Source organism: Actinomadura sp. NPDC048955 (assembly GCF_040649435.1).
GTDB lineage: Bacteria > Actinomycetota > Actinomycetes > Streptosporangiales > Streptosporangiaceae > Spirillospora > Spirillospora luteofluorescens.
The window spans coordinates 90,071-106,686 of record NZ_JBEZJI010000005.1 but is presented as its reverse complement, the minus strand read 5'-3'; the positions used below and the strand labels follow the sequence as shown (position 1 = coordinate 106,686).

The 16,616-nt window shown below is 72.6% G+C and carries 14 protein-coding genes; 6 read left to right on the top strand and 8 right to left on the bottom strand.

Going from position 1 to position 16,616, the window contains the following annotated elements:
- Positions 1 to 10 precede the first annotated feature (10 nt).
- Positions 11 to 799, top strand: coding sequence for a [LysW]-aminoadipate kinase (locus AB0C84_RS07420; protein ID WP_361062253.1), 789 nt, complete (start codon positions 11 to 13; stop codon positions 797 to 799).
- Positions 796 to 1,827, top strand: a complete 1,032-nt coding sequence (locus tag AB0C84_RS07415) for a M20/M25/M40 family metallo-hydrolase (RefSeq protein WP_361062250.1) — start codon at positions 796 to 798, stop codon at positions 1,825 to 1,827. The genes AB0C84_RS07420 and AB0C84_RS07415 overlap by 4 nt, the downstream gene beginning before the upstream one ends.
- A 16-nt stretch (positions 1,828 to 1,843) precedes the next feature.
- Here the strand turns inward: AB0C84_RS07415 and AB0C84_RS07410 are convergent, their stop codons facing one another.
- The 3 genes from AB0C84_RS07410 to AB0C84_RS07400 are packed head-to-tail and all read right to left on the bottom strand — an operon-like array spanning position 1,844 to position 4,253.
- Positions 1,844 to 2,677: a M23 family metallopeptidase gene (locus AB0C84_RS07410; protein ID WP_361062247.1), complete on the bottom strand. Its 834-nt coding sequence runs from the start codon at positions 2,675 to 2,677 to the stop codon at positions 1,844 to 1,846.
- Between the two features lie 19 nt (positions 2,678 to 2,696).
- Positions 2,697 to 3,191, bottom strand: a complete 495-nt coding sequence (locus AB0C84_RS07405) for a helix-turn-helix domain-containing protein (RefSeq protein ID WP_361062244.1) — start codon at positions 3,189 to 3,191, stop codon at positions 2,697 to 2,699.
- A gap of 45 nt (positions 3,192 to 3,236) precedes the next feature.
- Positions 3,237 to 4,253 carry a patatin-like phospholipase family protein gene (locus AB0C84_RS07400; protein ID WP_361062241.1) on the bottom strand — a complete coding sequence of 339 codons (1,017 nt, stop codon included), beginning with the start codon at positions 4,251 to 4,253 and terminating at the stop codon, positions 3,237 to 3,239.
- Positions 4,254 to 4,674: 421 nt separating this feature from the next.
- Between AB0C84_RS07400 and AB0C84_RS07395 the strand changes: the two genes are divergently transcribed.
- From AB0C84_RS07395 to AB0C84_RS07385, 3 genes are all read left to right on the top strand, one after another.
- Positions 4,675 to 6,045 (top strand): endo-1,4-beta-xylanase, encoded by a 1,371-nt coding sequence (locus tag AB0C84_RS07395; RefSeq protein WP_361062238.1) that lies wholly within the window; start codon positions 4,675 to 4,677, stop codon positions 6,043 to 6,045.
- Between the two features lie 297 nt (positions 6,046 to 6,342).
- Complete coding sequence (locus AB0C84_RS07390) at positions 6,343 to 7,299, top strand: DUF5954 family protein (protein WP_361062235.1); 957 nt, start codon at positions 6,343 to 6,345, stop codon at positions 7,297 to 7,299.
- A 117-nt stretch (positions 7,300 to 7,416) separates the two neighbouring features.
- A complete protein-coding gene (locus tag AB0C84_RS07385; RefSeq protein WP_361062232.1) occupies positions 7,417 to 8,709 on the top strand; it encodes a phosphodiester glycosidase family protein in 1,293 nt (430 codons plus the stop codon).
- Positions 8,710 to 8,711: 2 nt separating this feature from the next.
- Here the strand turns inward: AB0C84_RS07385 and AB0C84_RS07380 are convergent, their stop codons facing one another.
- Positions 8,712 to 9,485 carry an NYN domain-containing protein gene (locus AB0C84_RS07380; RefSeq protein WP_361062229.1) on the bottom strand — a complete coding sequence of 258 codons (774 nt, stop codon included), beginning with the start codon at positions 9,483 to 9,485 and terminating at the stop codon, positions 8,712 to 8,714.
- 84 nt (positions 9,486 to 9,569) lie between these two features.
- Positions 9,570 to 11,714: a hypothetical protein gene (locus AB0C84_RS07375; protein WP_361062226.1), complete on the bottom strand. Its 2,145-nt coding sequence runs from the start codon at positions 11,712 to 11,714 to the stop codon at positions 9,570 to 9,572.
- 108 nt (positions 11,715 to 11,822) lie between these two features.
- Between AB0C84_RS07375 and AB0C84_RS07370 the strand changes: the two genes are divergently transcribed.
- Positions 11,823 to 12,644, top strand: a complete 822-nt coding sequence (locus AB0C84_RS07370) for an SAM-dependent methyltransferase (RefSeq protein ID WP_361062223.1) — start codon at positions 11,823 to 11,825, stop codon at positions 12,642 to 12,644.
- Here AB0C84_RS07370 and AB0C84_RS07365 read toward each other — a convergent pair.
- From AB0C84_RS07365 to AB0C84_RS07355, 3 genes are all read right to left on the bottom strand, one after another.
- Positions 12,634 to 14,217 carry a PQQ-binding-like beta-propeller repeat protein gene (locus tag AB0C84_RS07365; protein ID WP_361062220.1) on the bottom strand — a complete coding sequence of 528 codons (1,584 nt, stop codon included), beginning with the start codon at positions 14,215 to 14,217 and terminating at the stop codon, positions 12,634 to 12,636. The two genes, AB0C84_RS07370 and AB0C84_RS07365, sit on opposite strands and share 11 nt — an antisense overlap.
- A gap of 10 nt (positions 14,218 to 14,227) precedes the next feature.
- Positions 14,228 to 14,632 carry a LytTR family DNA-binding domain-containing protein gene (locus AB0C84_RS07360; RefSeq protein ID WP_361062217.1) on the bottom strand — a complete coding sequence of 135 codons (405 nt, stop codon included), beginning with the start codon at positions 14,630 to 14,632 and terminating at the stop codon, positions 14,228 to 14,230.
- Between the two features lie 95 nt (positions 14,633 to 14,727).
- Positions 14,728 to 16,365, bottom strand: coding sequence for a carboxylesterase family protein (locus AB0C84_RS07355; protein WP_361062214.1), 1,638 nt, complete (start codon positions 16,363 to 16,365; stop codon positions 14,728 to 14,730).
- Between the last annotated feature and the right edge of the window lie 251 nt (positions 16,366 to 16,616).

Sequence of the window (16,616 nt, the reverse complement as noted above, 5' to 3'; positions counted from 1 at the left end):
GGGAATCGTCGTGGTGAAGTGCGGCGGTACGGTGCCCGCCGAGACGGTGTGCGCCGACCTCGCCGGGCTCGCGGGCCGGGCCGTCCTCGTGCACGGTGGCGCCGCCGACGTCGACCGGCTCGCCGGGGACCTCGGCGTGCCCGCCCGCACCCTCGTCTCGCCGAGCGGCGTGACCAGCCGGCACACCGACCCGGCCATGCTGGAGGTCCTCACGCTGGCGCTCGCCGGGCGGGTCAAGCCGCGGCTGCTGCGCGCCCTGGCCGCGCACGGCGTCCCGGCCGTGGGCCTGACGGGGCTGGACGGCGGCCTGCTGCGGGCGCGGCGCAAGACCGCGCAGCGCACCGTGCGCGACGGCCGCACCGTCATCGTCCGGGACGACCACAGCGGGCGGCTCACCGACGTCCGGCCCCGTGTGCTGAACGTACTGGTCGGCGCCGGGTTCGTCCCGGTGGTGTCGCCGCCCGCGCTGGGCGAGGACGGCACCCCGGTGAACGTGGACGCCGACCGGGTCGCGGCGGCGGTCGCGGGCGCCCTGCGCGCCGAGCGGCTGGTCCTGCTGACCGCGGCGCCGGGCGTGCTGCGCGACGCGTCCGACGAGGACTCCCTGCTGGACCGCTGCCCGCTCCCGCGCGAGGGCCCCGTCCCCCACGCGGCGAGCGGCGGCATGCACCGCAAGCTCATCGCCTCCCGCGAGGCCCTGCTCGCGGGCGTCCCCCGGGTGTCGATCGGCGACGGGCGGATCCCCCGCCCGGTCACCGCGGCCCTGTCCGGCGCCGGCACGACACTGGAGATCATATGAGCGGCCCCGTCGAACTGCTGCACGCGATGCTGTCGATCCCCTCCCCGTCCGGGCGGGAGGACGAGCTGGCGCGGTACCTGGAGAAGGTCATGAACGACCTCGGCATGGCCGCGGGACGCGACGAGGCCGGGAACGTGATCGGCGACATCGGCACCGGGCGGGGGCCCGTGGTGATGCTGCTCAGCCATCTCGACACCGTCGACCGGCCGCTGCCCGCGCGCCGCGAGGGCGGCCGCCTCGTCGGCCGGGGCGCCGCGGACGCCAAGGGGCCGCTCGCCGCGATGATCAGCGCGGCGGCGGCCCGGCCCTCGTTCCCCGGCACGCTGCGGGTGGTGGGCGCGGTCGAGGAGGAGCGGCTGTCGCGGGGCGGGGAGCACCTGGCGCGCACCGTCCCCGCGCCGGACGCGCTGCTGGTCGGGGAGCCGAGCGGCTGGTCGCGGGTGGTGCTCGGCTACAAAGGCAAGATCGACGTCGAGTACCGGGTGGCCCGCGCCGCGACGCACTCCACCAACCCCGCGGCCAAGGCCACCGAGGTCGCGGTGGCGTTCTGGCACGACCTGCTGGAGGCGCTCGGCCCCGAGCGCGACCACGGCGCGTTCGGGCTGCCCGCCGCCACGCTGCGCGGCGTCCACGGCGACCTCACCGAGGCGCGGCTCGACGTCGACTGCCGCGTCCCGCCCGGGTACGACGCGCAGGCCCTGGCCGCGCGGCTGCGCGACCGCGCGAACGGCGGGGAGGTCACGATCGTCCGGCATGTCCCGGCGGTGCGCCGGGGGCGGGCCGACCCGGTGGTGCGGGCCGTGTCGGCCGCGATCCGGCGGCACGGCGGGACGCCCCGGCCGACCCTCAAGACGGGCACCTCCGACATGAACACCGTCGCGCCGCACTGGGACGTTCCCATGGCGACGTACGGGCCGGGCGACAGCTCGCTGGACCACTCCGACGAGGAGCACATCGAGATCGCCGAGTTCCTGAAGGGCGTGGACGTGCTCACCACCGCCCTCGACGAGCTGGCCGCCACGCTCTGACCCGGGCGGCGCCGGCTCAGCGGGCCGGCACCCCGGCCGTGGTGGTGAAGGGACGGCGCCCGCCGGGGACGCCGGTCCGGGCCTCGCCGCCGCTCTCGTAGGGGAAGGCGAACGGGAGGCCTGCGGCGGCCAGCGGGCGCGGGCGGTCCATGAGGTGGAAGTGCAGGTGCGGCTCGGAGGAGTTGCCGGAGTTGCCGACCTCGCCGAGGACGTCCCCGGCCCGGACCCGGTCGCCCTTGGAGACGCGCGTCGAGCCGCGGCGCAGGTGGGCGAAGACCGCGTACGTGCCGTCGCCGAGGTCGAGGGTGACGGAGTTGCCGACGACGAACCGTCCCGCCGACAGCGTCAGCAGTGACAGCAGCTGGCGGAACACCATCCCCTCGACCATCAAGTAGAGGACGCCGGGCCAGGAGTTCCGGCTCCAGTGGTCGCGCTGCCATCCGCTCGCCTGGACGACGACGCCGTCGGCCGGTGCGAGGACGTCCCGCCCGAACGAGGGGAACGTGTCCGGGCGTGCCGCGAGGGGCCAGCTCCGCGTGGCGCTCCATTCGCCGTCCGGGACGTGGACCAGGTCGATCGCGTAGGTCTGGCCCAGCTCGTGGGTTCCGTGGCTGGGCACCTTGTCGGCGGGGCTGTTGACGGGCACCCAGCGTCCTTCGACCGGGCTGCGCAGGGCGACCGGTGCCGCGTCCGAGGGGCCGCTGCGCACGAAGAACAGCACGAACCCCGCCACGACGAGGGCCATCCCCAGCCACCAGAGCGCGTCGAGGCCGTGCAGGGACACGGTGAGGGCCAGTAGCAGGCCGAGCAGGATGAACAGTGTCCTGAATCGTGCGAGTGTCCTGAGCATCGCCCCTCCGTCGGGTCGGTCAGCGGCGGGTGGCCGCCAGCACGGTCAGAATCGGCACCACCCGTTCGCCGGGGACGCTGTAGCGCCCGCGTCCGGTGGTGCGCAGCCAGCCGGCCGCGACCAGCTGGCGCAGATGGTGGTAGAGCTGGCCCGTCGTGCCGAGGCTCTCGTGGGCGGCCAGCTCGGCGGTGGTGCGGGCGCCCCGCATGATCTCCCGGAGCAGCAGCAGCCGGACGGGGTGCGCGAGCGCCGAGAGCGTCTCGGCGCTCTGCGACCAGTCGTCCGCCATCAGGTCGGCGGCCGGGTGCCCCTGCTGCCATTCGTAGTGCTCGCCGGACGGGAGCGTCACCGAGCCGGTGAACAGCACCGCGCCGGGCTCGTCTGCCCGCTCTTTCAGGGCGTCCAGAGCCCAGAACGCGCCGGCCGGTTCCGGGCGTTCGGTGCCGGGCCCTTCCAGCGCGGCGACGCGCTCCTCCAGGCGCGCGACGCGTTCCGCCAGCGTCTCCTCTGTCACGCCTCCACTATTACGTAAGTACGTAGATTCGACAAACGGCGTGCCTCAGTCGGCGGCCGGGCTCGCGAGGGGGCGGGGCCGGGGCGTCCGGTGACGTGCCAGGTAGGCGCGGTGATCCCAGCCGTCGAGGAAGCGGGCCGCCGCCTCGCGGCCCGCCGCGTAGAGGCGGTCGCGGGTCGCCGCGTCGATGTCGAAGTCGGTCGCGAGGACGCCGTCGGTGCAGGCGAACATCGTGCGGGCCACGAGGGCCGGCTCGTCCATCTGCTCCCGGTCGTGCGCCTCCGCCATCGTCGTGACGAGCGCGCGCCCGTAGCCGACGGGGCCGCGAACGGCGCGCCACCGCGGGAAGACGCCCCCGGGCAGAGGACGCGCCGACAGTTTCACCCCGAACGTCGGCCAGCGAGGCTCGCGGTCATCGCGGTCGAAGATGGTGATCGGGTAGTTGGACAGCATCCCGCCGTCCACCTGGACGCATGCGCGGCCGTCTTTCCGGCAGACGCGGCACGGCCGGAAGAACACCGGAATGGACGCCGAGGCGCGCACCGCGTCCGCGACGGACTGCTCGTCGGGGTCCAGGCCGTACCGTTCGTAGTCCCACGGAAGGCGGACCATTCGGCCGCTGCTGATGTCGGAGACCACGACGACGAGTTTGTAGGCGCGGCCCGGCGGCAGCGCCGAATCGGGATCGCGCAGTTTCAGCTGCCCGAACGTCTCGACCCCGCATTCCTTCAGGCGCGCCGCTATCCACCGGTGCAGGGCGTCGCCCTTGTGCAGCCCGAGCGTGGTGAGCAGGGACAGACCGCGGACGACGGCGAAGCGCGAGCCGTCCTGGAACGACCGGTAGTCGAGCTCGCGCATGAGCGCGACCATGTCGGGGACCGGCATCCCGGCCGCCAGCAGCGATCCGACGATCGCGCCCGCGGACGTCCCGGCGACCCGGGCCGGCGCGCCGAGCCGGTACCCCCGCGCCTGCGTCTCGGCGATCGCGCCGACCAGCGCGATGCCCTTCACGCCGCCGCCCTCCAGCACGAGGTCGGCGCGCGGCACTGCCGGAGAGTCCATCGATCTCCCTTCCGCCGCGGCGCCCCGCCGGGGCGCCGCGATCCACTGTTTCCCGGGCAGGAGAAAACGACCGGCCGGCGATTGGATTCCGTTTCTCCCTCTCTTGGAGAGATGCCCTATCGATCATTCTTTCAATGGTCTCCGGCTCCCTTTTCTCGCCCATTTTCGAACGGCGGCCTCCAGACGCGATACCGATCGGCCCGGCGGGAGAGTGGCGGGCGGGAAGCCCACCTCGCGCGAGCAGGATCGAAATCTTTCGACCAATGATCTCGACTCCGATCGCAGGTCAGCGGCACTGACCTCTGAAAAGCAAGGAAAGGCCGTTGACGCCAGGGAGCCCTGGGGTTACTTTCCAGTCGACCGTCGAAAGAACGTCGAAACTTTTCGAAGGCCTCTCCCCCACCCCAAGGAGAACGAGACCATGAGGAGAGCACTCATCGCGCTGCTCGGCGCGGGCGCACTGCTCCTGGCGGCGCTGGTGGCCGTCGCGCTCCCCGCGGCGGCCGCCCCGGGCACGCTCAAGGAGGCCGCCGCGGCCGAGGGCCGGGTCTTCGGGGCCGCCGCCGCCCAGTCCCACATGGGCGAGGCGGCGTACGCCTCCACGCTCGACCGCGAGTTCAACCAGCTCACGCCCGAGAACGAGATGAAGTGGGACACCACGGAGCCGTCCCGCGACGCGTTCAACTTCGGTCCGTCCGACCAGCTCGTCGCCCATGCCCAGGCCCAGGGCATGAAGATCCGGGGGCACACCCTCGTGTGGCACAACCAGCTCCCGGGCTGGGTCGGCGGCATCTCCTCGCGGGACGACCTGCTGAGCGCCATGCGCGGCCACATCGCGAAGGAGGCCGGCCACTTCGCGGGCAAGATCGCTTACTGGGACGTCGTCAACGAGGCCTTCCAGGACGGTTCCGGCGTGCGGCGCGACTCGGTGTTCCAGCGCGTCATCGGCGACGGCTACATCGAGGAGGCGTTCCGGGCGGCGCGCGCGGCCGACCCCGCCGCCGAGCTCTGCTACAACGACTTCAACATCGACGGCCGGAACTCCAAGAGCGACGCCGTCTACGCCCTGGTCAAGGACTTCAAGGCGCGCGGCGTCCCGATCGACTGCGTGGGCCTCCAGGCGCACCTGACGCTGGGGAACGTCCCGTCCGACATGCAGGCCAACATGCAGCGCTTCGCCGACCTGGGCGTGGACGTGCACATCACCGAGCTGGACGTCCGCATGTCCACGCCCGCCGACGGCTCCAAGCTCGCCACCCAGGCGAACGACTACAAGAAGGTCGTCTCCGCGTGTCTCGCCGTGTCGCGCTGCACCGTCATCACCGTCTGGGGAGTCACCGACAAGTACTCGTGGGTGCCCGACGTGTTCCCCGGCCAGGGCGCCGCGCTGCTGTTCGACGACAACTACGGCAAGAAGGCCGCTTACAACGCGTCCCTCGAAGCCCTGGGCGGCACTGACCCAAGCGACCCGGGCGACCCAGGAGATCCGGGCACCGTCACCTGCTCCTACGCGCGCACCGCGCAGTGGGACACGGGCTTCAACGGCCAGGTGACCATCAAGGCGGGTGCCAGTGCGGTCAGTTCGTGGACGGCCGTCCTGACGATGGGCTCGGGCCAGCAGATCAGCGGCCTGTGGAACGGGACGCCGAGCACGAGCGGCAACGTCGTCACGGTGAAGCCGGTCGGCTGGAACGCCGGCCTCGCACCGGGCGCGTCCGCCTCGTTCGGTTTCACCGTCAGCGCCCCGAGCGGGAACCAGGCGGCCCCGGCCCTCGCCTGCAGCAGTCCTTGACCCGCTTCGTAAGACCGCCGTCCGGCACGGCGGCGGCTCCCGTGCCGCCGTGCCGGACGGCCCACCGGAAATCCCGCCGGGGACCTGGACCGGCTCGGCCGACTGATCTCCCACCGCATCCCGCTGGACCGTTTCACGGACGCCTCACCCCCATCCGGACAATGTGAAAGTCGTTATCGCCCTTACCGAATAGCCCGTCGAATAAAACTCCGCAAATACCATCAAGCTCGAATCTTCCCGGCGTTCGAATACGGGAAAAGCCGTGCGGGCGGTGCCGCATCCGGCCAAGATGCGGGCATGACCTTCCCGCTGATGCACGGGTACGATCACATCAACGTGGTGGCCCGGCTGGACCCGGTCGCGGACGTCCGAGACCGGGAACTCGGTGAGCGGATTCGGCAGTATCCCAAGCTCTTTCCCGCAGGATCCCCAGAATTCGGCCATGCGGTGCAATACGGGAAAGAATGGCGGATCGGGTCGCTGGGCGCGGACGGCCCGGCCAGCGCACGCTTCAACCTCGCGATCGACCTGCGCACCGCCGCCGCGCGGGAGACCGATCCCCCCACCGCCCGGGCGATGCTCGCGGCGGCCGCGCGGCTCGACCCGGAGGAGGGCGAGCAGCTCGCCAAGGACGAGTGGGAGATCGGCGACCGCCGCTACCGCGTCGTCCGGGTGGAGAAGTTCATCCTGCTCGGCGACCGGGTGATGGAGCCGCCCCGGTCCACCGACGCCGACCTCACCGCCGACGCCCTGCTGCGCGACCACCTGCTCGCCCCGCCGGCGCCGTGCGGCCAGTGGGAGGCGCAGCTCCGGCTGAACCTCGTCGGGCGGCTGCCGGTGGCCGGCACGGTGCCCGACATGATCCGCACGGAGGCGCGGCACGCCGCCCGCACGCACCCGGGGGTCGTGCTGCTCCCTCCCACCTTCATCGCCGTGGAGGTCGACGGCGAGGCCTGGGCCCCGCTCACCGGCGGCGACGACCCCGACGAGGCCCGCGACCGGCTGGCGCGCCACTTCACCGACCTGATGCCCCGGCTCCGCGAGTTCCAGGGCGACCCCCCGTCGGACGCCGAACTCGCCGAGTGGACCAGGATCGCCGACGGCATCCGGGCGACGCCGGGCCACGTGTTCCACGTCCGGGGCCGCGAGTTCCGCACGGTGCGCGTCTGCCGCATGCTCCGCCTCGGCCGCGACGGCCCCGAGGCCCCGCGCCCCTCCGACCAGGACCGCTACGGCCTCCCCACCTTCGGCTGACCGCCCGGCCGGGCGCGTCGCGTGATCTTCTTCGGGTGTCAACCTCCGGCTCCTTTGCCTTTCACCCGGCGCGCGTCATGATCGAAAAGCAGAGGAGCCGGGTGGAAGGGCGGGCGGATGGTGCGCAGGTGGGCGGCCGTGGGAACGGCGGCGATCGTGGCGGTGGGGGTCGGGTGGGTGCCGGCGCGGGCGGACGTGCCGCCGCCGGGGGCCGACGGGGCGGGGTCGGGTGAGCGGGCCGACGCGGCGGGGGCGCGGGCCCGGGTCTCGGCCGAGGTCGGGGACGTGCGGTACACCTCCTCGGAGACGCTCGCGTCCGGGGCGACCTTCCGGACCTTCGAGACGTCCGGGTCCGGCGGCCGGGTCGCCGGTGAGCTGGTGGACGTCGACCTGCGCCGGGCCGGGGTCGGGCTCCTGCGCCCGCCCGTGGTCGCCGCTCGCCGCACGGTGTCGGCGATGGCGGACGCGCAGCACGCCCTGGCCGGGGTCAACGGCGACTTCTTCAACATCAGCGAGACCCATGCCGGGGTCGTGCCCACGGGGTCGTCGTCCGGGCCGGAGGTGGACGGCGGCCGACCGCTCAAGGGCGCCGTCCCGGACGGGCAGCGGTTCGGCCCCGCGCTGCCGCCCGGCACGTCCGCCGAGGACGTCATCGGCGTCGGCGCCGACCGGCGCGGGCACGTGGCGCGCCTGCGCCTGACCGGCACCGTCCGCTCCGGGAAGACGACCATCGCCCTGCGCGGCCTCAACCAGTACGCGCTCCCGGTCGGCGGCGTCGGCGCGTTCGGTCCCGAATGGGGTGACGTGTCGCGGCAGCGCGCGGTGTGCGGGACGGACCAGAAGCGCAGCGACCCGTGCAGCACGGAGACCGCCGAGGTGACCGTGCGGCGCGGCGTGGTGACGGGGATCTCCGGCACGGTCGGCGGCGGCGCGATCCCGTCCGACACGACCGTGCTGGTCGGGCGGGAGAGGGGCGCCGACGCGCTGCGCCGCCTCAAGCCCGGCGACCGGGTGCGGGTCTCCTACCGCTTCACCGGGCCGGTCCGCTTCCGGTTCGCGGTCGGCGGCTTCCCCGTCCTGCGGAACGGCGGCCCGCTGGACGGCCTGAGCGCCACCGGCCCGGCGCCGCGCACGGCCGCCGGGGTGAGCCGCGACGGCCGCCACTTCTACCTCGTGGTGGTGGACGGGCGGTCCGAGCAGAGCGGCGGGGTGACCGTCGCCGAGCTGGCGTCCCTGCTGGACAGGGCCGGTGCCGACGACGCCGTGAACCTCGACGGCGGCGGCTCGTCCACCCTCGTCGCACGCTCCCCCGGCGAACCGGCCGTGACCGTCCGCAACACCCCTTCGGACGGCTCGGAACGCGCGGTGGCCAACGGCATCGGCGTCTTCACGACGAGCGCCCGCCGCTGAGGCTAGGACGGCTTCTTGTCCTGGTAACGCTTGTCGCGGACGTAGATGATGTGCGCCTTGCCGTCACCCGAGCCTTGGCGGTCCAGGTCGAACAGCGTCGTCGCGGCGATCAGCGCGTTGAGCTTCGCGTAGCCGTAGTTGCGGGAGTCGAACTCGGGGCGCTGCTTGGTGATGATCTGGCCGACGGACCCCAGGGCGGCCCACCCGTCCTCGTCAGAGGCCGCCTCCACGGCGTTGCGGAGAAGGTTGACGAGCGCGGTGTCCTGCTTCAGCTTGGCCGCCGGGGTGGGGGGCGCCGGCTTGAGCGTCTCGGCGGCCGGGGTGGTCGGGCTCTCGTACAGCAGGTTCTCGATGTAGATGAACTTGTCGCACGCCGCCACGAAGGGCTTGGGCGTCTTGCGCTCGCCGAAGCCGTACACGGTGAGGCCGGACTCGCGGATGCGGGCGGCCAGGCGGGTGAAGTCGCTGTCGCTGGAGACGAGGCAGAACCCGTCGAAGCGGTCGGAGTACAGCAGGTCCATCGCGTCGATGACCATCGCCGCGTCGGTCGCGTTCTTGCCCTTGGTGTAGGCGAACTGCTGGATCGGCTGGATCGACTGGTCGAGCAGCTGCTCCTTCCAGCCCCGCAGGCTGGTGCCCGTCCAGTCGCCGTAGGCCCGCTTGACGTGCGCGGTCCCGTACTTCGCGACCTCGGCCAGCAGAGCCTCGACGATCGCGGGCTGCGCGTTGTCGGCGTCGATGAGCACCGCCAGCCTGGCCGTGTTCTCGCTGACCATCCGCACCTCCCGCAAAGCCGCCGATCCTCTCCTCATTATCCGGCTCCGGCACCCTGCCCCGGGACTGACGCGCGGTGTCCGCCGTCAGGAGCCGAAGATCAGGTCGGTGCCGGTGCCGTCGAGCCACTCCCAGTACTGTGTGTGGCCACCGACCTCCCACTCCTTGAAGGCCCAGTGCGCGACGGTGGGGTTGCCCGCGCTGTCGAGCATGTCCAGGTCGAGCACGTACGTGTCGTAGTTACCGTTGCCGACGGCGTGGACGAACCGGTCCGGGGGGAGTCCGTCGAGGCGTTCGGCCACCGCACTCCACCCGTCGTCGGCGAAGAACTCCAGGGTGTTGCAGGCGAGGTCGCCGCCGATGCAGTCGAAGCCGGTGTCCATGCCGTGATGGATCGCCCAGAAGTCACGGATCGGCCGGGGAACCGGTCCGGCCAGGCGCGGCACGACGGCGGTCGGGTCGGCGGCATGGGGAGCGGAGCCGACCACGACAGACAGGTAGAGATCACGTGCCGGGTCGGCGAACCGGTCGAGATCGTCCGGCGCGTCGACGTCCCCGCCTGACCGCCAGGTGAAATAGCCGAGGGCGTGCGTGCCGTTCTCGTCGATCAACAGGGCGAGGCCCAGGGTCCGATCGTGGACGGTCCGGACGAACCGGGGGGCGAATCCGGCGACCGGCGCCCACACCTGACGCAGCGCCTGAGTCAGGCCGGCGCCGGGTGGGATGCCCCACGGGTTGTCCGGGAACGGGACATCCCCGGCGGCGCCCGACAGGAGCAGCCCCACCGCGGTCGAACGCGCGCTCTGGAAATGACCGCCCAAGACCTCTTGGACGAGATCGAGGCGCCGGCCGGCCAGCATCGCCCGTTCGAGCCGTCCTCGCCGGGCATGGTCGTCGCCGACGGTACGGAACTCGGTGAGCAGGTCAGTTGCCAGGGCATCCGGGACGGGTTCCGCCGGCGCGCCCGCACCGGCCGCTACCACCGCGGTCGCTTCGGCGCCGGCCTCCTCGCCGGCGTGTTCGTTCACGCCCTCGAACGTGACCTCGGGCGCCCTTTCGGGCAGGTCGCCGAGGTCCGTGATCGGGGTCCGGCGCAGGTTGACGAAGTGCAGCGCGGGCAGCGTGGTGACGACCTCCAGGTCCCGGACCGGGCAGCCGACCAGGCCGAGCACCATCAGTGTCGGCATTCCCGCCAGCGGCGACAGGTCGCTCACCCGCGTCCGGTAGACGAACAGGCGGCCCAGGCGCAGCCCGGACAGCGGGGTGAGGTCCGACAGGGGGCCGTCGCAGACGGAAAGGTCGGCCAGTTGCGTCAGGTCGGCCACCGGTCCGATATCGGTGACGCGGGTGTGCTCCAGTTTCAGGTTCCGCAATTGCGTGAGCCGGGCGAGCGGCGTGATGTCGCTGACCGGGGCGTCGATCGTCAGGTCGCGCAGTGCCCGGGCCGGGCGCAGGGTCGAGGCGAGCGTCTCCAGGTCGAGCGAGACGGTCGAGTGCACCGACAACCAGCTCAGGTTGCGCAACTGCCCGAGCGGCGTCAGGTCGGCAGGGCGGTGCAGCGTCAGGCTCAACCCGTCCACCGCGTCGAGCGCCTCCTGAGGGATCGGCCCCTTGCCGATGCCGGTCTTGGAGCGGATGGCCCCCTCGACGCTGCGCTCAGGCGGGCAACTGACGTCGAGGCGCGGAGCGTGCGCGTAGGCGTATCGGGAGGGGTTGCCCCTCGCGGGGTGAGCGTCCCGCTCATCAGGGGGCAGGTCCGCCCTCCACCGCTCGTGGTCGCGCTCTTCGGCCGCCAGCCGCGCCCGTTCGAGACGCCGGCGCGCCCGGTCGCGATGCGAGGCGCCCGGCTCGTCGAGCCGCTCACCGAAGATGGCGGCGAGGAGGCGCTGCTCCACGTCGGGCTCGTTGAGCAGGACGCGCTGTTCCTGGGCCGCGGCGGTGCCCGGGTGCCAGAACGCGGGGTCGGTGGCGATGGCCTGCTGCGCCTCGCCGATCGGCAGCGAGGCGAGCTGCCGGTCGAACCGTTCGAGGGCGGTCCGCCCGCGCTCCCGCGCCCGGGTCCGCGTCTCGTCCCGGTGGGCCAGGTAGGCGTCCCATTCGCGGGCCAGGTCGGTCTCGGGCGCGTCGATGCGCTCCAGGAAGAAGGTGAACGCCTCCGTTGCCGCGAGCAACTCGTGCTGATCAACGATCTGCTCACGCAGCGACGCGTGAGAGCTGCCGGCGGCATCCACGGTGAAGGCTCCTCAGGGCGGTGACGGTCGCTGTTGTATCACCGGACAAGGACAGCAATAGGATCCTGTGCGGCCGCGACGTTCTCCCCCGTCCTCTGGAGGGTTCCGATGACCGAGCATCCGCGGATCGACTCGTCCGTTCCGCATTCGGCGCGGATCTGGAATCACTGGTTGGGCGGGAAGGACAACTACCCCATCGACCAGGAGGTGGGGGACGAGTTTCTTGCGATCTTTCCCGGTCAGGTGGACATCGCCCGGCATTCGCGGGCCTTTCTCGGGCGCGCCGTCCGGTATCTGGCGGGCGAGGCCGGGATGCGGCAGTTCCTTGACATCGGCACCGGGCTGCCCACCGTCGACAACACGCACGAGGTCGCGCAGCGGATCGCGCCCGACGCGCGGGTGGTGTACGTGGACAATGATCCGCTCGTGCTCACGCATGCGCGGGCGCTGCTGACCTCGGCGCCCGAGGGCGTCACGTCCTACATCGACGCCGACATCCGCGAGCCGGACGCGATCCTGGGCAAGGCCGCCGAGACGCTCGACTTCGACCGGCCGGTGGTTCTGCTGCTTCTCGGGATCCTCGGTCACCTGACCGACGAGGAGGACCCGGAGGGCGTTCTCGCCCGGCTGGTGGCGTCCCTCGCGCCGGGCAGTCATGTGGTCGTCAACGACGGCAGCAACGTCTTCGGGACGCCGGGGGCGGACGGTGCCGACGACACCGCCCGCGCCCGCGCGATCGCCCGCTATGTCGAGGCGGGCGGCGTCGCCTACAACCTCCGCTCCCCCGAGCGCATCGCCGGGTTCTTCGACGGCCTGGAACTGCTGGAGCCGGGGGTCGTGCCGGTGTCGCGGTGGCGTCCCGAGCCGTCCCCGTTCGACGAGCCGCCCGAGGTGGACGCCTTCTGCGGCGTCGCCCGCGTCAGCGGCTGAACGCCAGGAGGGCGTAGCCCTTGTCGTTCGGGTAGGGCGTGAACATGTCGCCGGTCAGGACGTAGACCATGCCGTGCGAGACGACGGCGCCGCCTCCGCCGGAGAGGGAGCCGCCGCGGGCGGTGCCGCCGTCGACGGTCGGGAGGTCGGCGATGGTGTCGAAGCTCCACAGGACCTCGCCGGTGCGGGACGAGTAGGCGCGCATCTTGCCGTCCATGCCGCCTTCCCAGACGAGGCCGGGCGTGGTGGTCACGGCGGGCGGGTGGCCGAGGCGGCAGACCTTCGGGTACTGGGCCGCGCCGCCCGTGGTGCAGCCGTCCGCGGGGTTCGGCGTCTTCCAGATGACGTGGCCGTTGGACGGGTCCAGCGCGAACAGCGTGCCCGGGTCGGCCATGTAGGTGGCGACGTAGAGGCGCTGCCCGTCGTAGCTGGCACCCCACTGGATGCCGCTCAGGCCGCCGCCCGGCATCGGCGTGGACAGCTGGCGCTGCCAGACGATCTCCCCCGTGCGGGCGTCCAGGACGTGGTAGACGCCGAGTTTCTGGCCGATGCCGATGAGGCGGCGCCCGTGCACGGTGAACAGGCTGGGCGCGGCGCCGAGGTCGAAGTCCAGGGCAGTGCCGTCGGGGAGGTTGGGGCAGTACTGCTGGTCTTCGGGGGACGGGCTGTTGCACTCGCGGCGCCAGGTGTCGACGTCGGTCATCTTGCGGGTCCAGCGCGGTTTCCCGGTCCTGGCGTCCAGGGCGAGGACGGAGTCGAAGTGCCCTCCGCTGCCGCTGTAGTTCTGTCCTGTGCCGACGTAGAGGGTGCCCGTCGCGGGGTCGATGGACGGGGTGCTCCACACGCCCGCGCCAGACGGTGTGTAGCGCGGTACCCCGTTCGGCCAGGTTCCGTCCTGGCGCGGCTCCGGGACGGTGTAGAAGCGCCAGTCGAGTTCTCCCGTGTCGGTGTCCAAAGCGTCGACGTGGCCGCGGAAGGTGCAGCAGGGGTGTTCCTTGCCCATAAGGTTCTCGCCGCTGGAAACCCCGACGTAGACACGGCCCTGGTAGACGATGGGGGAACTGGTGACGGTGGCGCTGACGTGGTCGTCGATCCGTTTCGCCCAGAGGAGCTTGCCGGTTTCCTGTTCCAGCGCGTACATGTAGCCGCGCGTGTCGCCGAAGAACACCTGGCCGTGGGAGACGGCGGCGCCGTCGCGCACCTGGGCGAAACCCGTCCCGACGGCGCCGAGGTCGAACTCCCATCTGGCCGCGCCCGTGCGGGCGTCGCGGGCGCGGAAGCGGCCGTCCGGGCCGCCGAAGTAGACGGTGCGCCCGACCACGGCGGGCTGGCTGTGCGGGGCGCCGGTCTGCTTGGGGAAGCCGAAGGCCCACTTCAGCTTGAGCCCGCCGACGTTCGCGGGCGTGATCTCGCGTTCCGCCGGGTTGTACCGGGTGCCGTTCGGGTTCTGCTGCCAGGTCGGCCAGTCGCCGCGCACGGGCCGTCCGGACGCGGGCGGGCCGGGGGCGACGGTCGCGCCGGCGACCAGGCATGCGGCGGCGGTGAGGGCCGCCGCCCGTCTTCTGTGACGCATCGGTTCTCCTTCACGGAATTCTGGTTCCGGGGAGGGTGCCCCGGACGAGCCGGTCGCGCAGGGCGCCGGCGTTGCGGCGGCTGACGGTCAGCCGCGCGTCGCCGAGACGGAGCGTGCACCGCCCCGACTCGACGACCATCTCCTCGACGTGGGCGAGGGCGACCAGATGCGACCGGTGGATGCGGACGAATCCGGCGTCCCGCCACGCCTCCTCCAGCGCGGCGAGCGAGACCCGGACGAGGTGGCTGCCCGCGCCCGTGTAGAGCCGGGCGTAGTCGCCGTGGGCCTCGGCGTACCGGACGTCCGACCGCCGGACGAACCGGACCGCGCGCCCCACCCCGACCGGGATCACCTCGTCGGCGGCCTCCCGCCGCCCGCAGGCGTCGACCACCAGGACGACCACTGTGGCGTGCATGCGCACATGGAAACCGCGGGGCCGATCGATGATCAAGGGCGGGGTGGGACATCTGGCACGTCGGGCACAGGTCGTGGCATCGGGCGTCAAGGCGGTCAGCCGGCGGCGCCGATCTCCCGGAAGGGGGCGTGCCGGTTCCAGAAGCCGCAGTGGTGCTGCTCCGCGATCTCGTGGGTGACCTGGCTGTCCCCGGCCGGGACGAGCGACAGGACGGCCGGGTCGTGCCGGGTGAAGCGCGGCCAGTACGGCGTGCCGTCCACGGTGGGGTTCCCGGTGCGGGCGAAACCCGTCCACTGGGCGGTGAGCTGCGCGCCGAACGCCTTCTGGTTCGCGGTGAGCTCGGCGCCGCCGGGGAACGGCGACAGGAACGGGCTCTCGCTCACGTGGTAGGAGCCGTTCGGTTTCGTCGGGTCCAGGAAGAACATGGGCGGGGCGTCGGCGTTGTCGGTCTGGTAGGCGAACACGGGGATGTGCTCGGCCAGCCGCTCGTCGTTGAGGAGCGCCGGGCACACGGAGTTGGAGTCGGCGACGATCGTCCGGTACGCGATGAACGCGGACGGCGCCGGGAAGCGCTCCAGCGGGTACAGCTCCATGATGCGGCTCGCGAGCGGCCCGTACTGCCGCCGGACGTTCTCCCGGTACTTCTCCGGGGTGTCGGCGGACGGGAGCTGGACCTCGTCCCGGTCGACGCCGTGCATCAGCGCGACCTTGTTGACCTTCCCCTCGGCGAACGCCCGGCCGGGGGACATCGGGAGGATCTCGCCGTCCACGACCGGGCCCTGCGTCCCGGCGTCCGGCCCGATGCCGTTGCCGGCCTGCTTGAGCAGCGCGTCGACGGGCAGCGCGCGCAGGCACGCGGCGTCCTTGCAGCCGAGCGCGGCGGCGAACCGCTCACCGGCCTTCTGGGCTTCCTCCTCACTGGGCAGCTTGGCCTTGCAGTCCTGCGCCTGCCATTGGACGTCCGCGCCGAGCAGCGAGTTGTACTCGCCGCTCTGCGCGATGCCCTTCTGGAACAGGCCCTTCGCGGCCGGGGACGCGGTGTTGGCGCAGACGCTCGATCCTCCGGCGGACGCGCCGTAGATCGTCACGTTGCGGGGGTCGCCGCCGAAGCGCGCGATGTTGCGCTGGACCCACCGCAGGGCGGCCTGCTGGTCCCGCAGCGCGTAGTTGCCCGCGTGCCTCCCGAACCCCTCGTGCGCCATGAACCCGAAGATGCCGAGCCGGTAGTGCACGCCGACGTTGATGACGCCTCCCTCCTTGACGAGGTGCGTCCCGTCGGACGGCGACCCGAGCCGGAACCCGCCGCCGTGCAGCTCCACCATCACCGGCAGGGGCTTCCCGTCGGTCTTCTCGGGGGCGGTGATGTCGAGCTTGAGGCAGTCCTCGCTGGTCGAGCCGGGTCCGAGGCCGGGCGGCTGCGGGCAGGCACTGCCGCGCCGCGTCGCCTCCAGGGTGGACGTCCACCCCGCGGGAGGCGCCGTCGGTGCCCACCTCAGGTCTCCCCCGGGCGGCGCCGCGTAGGGGACACCGAGCCAGGATCTGACGCCGTTCCCCGCCGTCCCGCACACCGGGCCCTTGTCGGTCCGCACCGTGGTCCCGTCCGTGCAGGCCGTGGCCTCTCCGGCGCGTGGCGCGTCCTGCGCCTGGGCGGGCGCCGAGGCCGCGAACGCCACGGCCGCCGCTCCCGCCGACGCCGCCGAGGCGACCGCGAAAAGCCATCTTCTGGGCTGCATGTCTGACCGTCCTCACCGCGTGGGTCTCCTGCCGGACGGCCCGAAGGTAAGGCGGCTCGCGAGCCCCACGACAGAACATTCCCGGCAGATGCGGAGAGCGGCGCCGGGGACGCGCCGAACGGCCGGCGCGCACCGCCGAGCGGCGGCCTCCCGGGGGGGTCTCCGGCCGCGGGGGATCTCACTGGGCGGGAGGGGGAGGCGGGGGTGCCGGGGGGCCGATACTCTACCAAACAGTTGTTAGAAAGAGGGTC

Excerpts from the sequence above, each read along its gene's own strand:
- AB0C84_RS07390 (WP_361062235.1), top strand. The coding sequence starts at position 6,343 with ATGACCTTCCCGCTGATGCACGGGTACGATCACATCAACGTGGTGGCC.
- AB0C84_RS07385 (WP_361062232.1), top strand. The coding sequence starts at position 7,417 with ATGGTGCGCAGGTGGGCGGCCGTGGGAACGGCGGCGATCGTGGCGGTG.
- AB0C84_RS07380 (WP_361062229.1), bottom strand. The coding sequence starts at position 9,485 with ATGGTCAGCGAGAACACGGCCAGGCTGGCGGTGCTCATCGACGCCGAC.
- AB0C84_RS07400 (WP_361062241.1), bottom strand. The coding sequence starts at position 4,253 with ATGGACTCTCCGGCAGTGCCGCGCGCCGACCTCGTGCTGGAGGGCGGC.
- AB0C84_RS07410 (WP_361062247.1), bottom strand. The coding sequence starts at position 2,677 with ATGCTCAGGACACTCGCACGATTCAGGACACTGTTCATCCTGCTCGGC.
- AB0C84_RS07415 (WP_361062250.1), top strand. The coding sequence starts at position 796 with ATGAGCGGCCCCGTCGAACTGCTGCACGCGATGCTGTCGATCCCCTCC.
- AB0C84_RS07365 (WP_361062220.1), bottom strand. The coding sequence starts at position 14,217 with ATGCGTCACAGAAGACGGGCGGCGGCCCTCACCGCCGCCGCATGCCTG.
- AB0C84_RS07355 (WP_361062214.1), bottom strand. The coding sequence starts at position 16,365 with ATGCAGCCCAGAAGATGGCTTTTCGCGGTCGCCTCGGCGGCGTCGGCG.
- AB0C84_RS07370 (WP_361062223.1), top strand. The coding sequence starts at position 11,823 with ATGACCGAGCATCCGCGGATCGACTCGTCCGTTCCGCATTCGGCGCGG.
- AB0C84_RS07360 (WP_361062217.1), bottom strand. The coding sequence starts at position 14,632 with ATGCACGCCACAGTGGTCGTCCTGGTGGTCGACGCCTGCGGGCGGCGG.
- AB0C84_RS07395 (WP_361062238.1), top strand. The coding sequence starts at position 4,675 with ATGAGGAGAGCACTCATCGCGCTGCTCGGCGCGGGCGCACTGCTCCTG.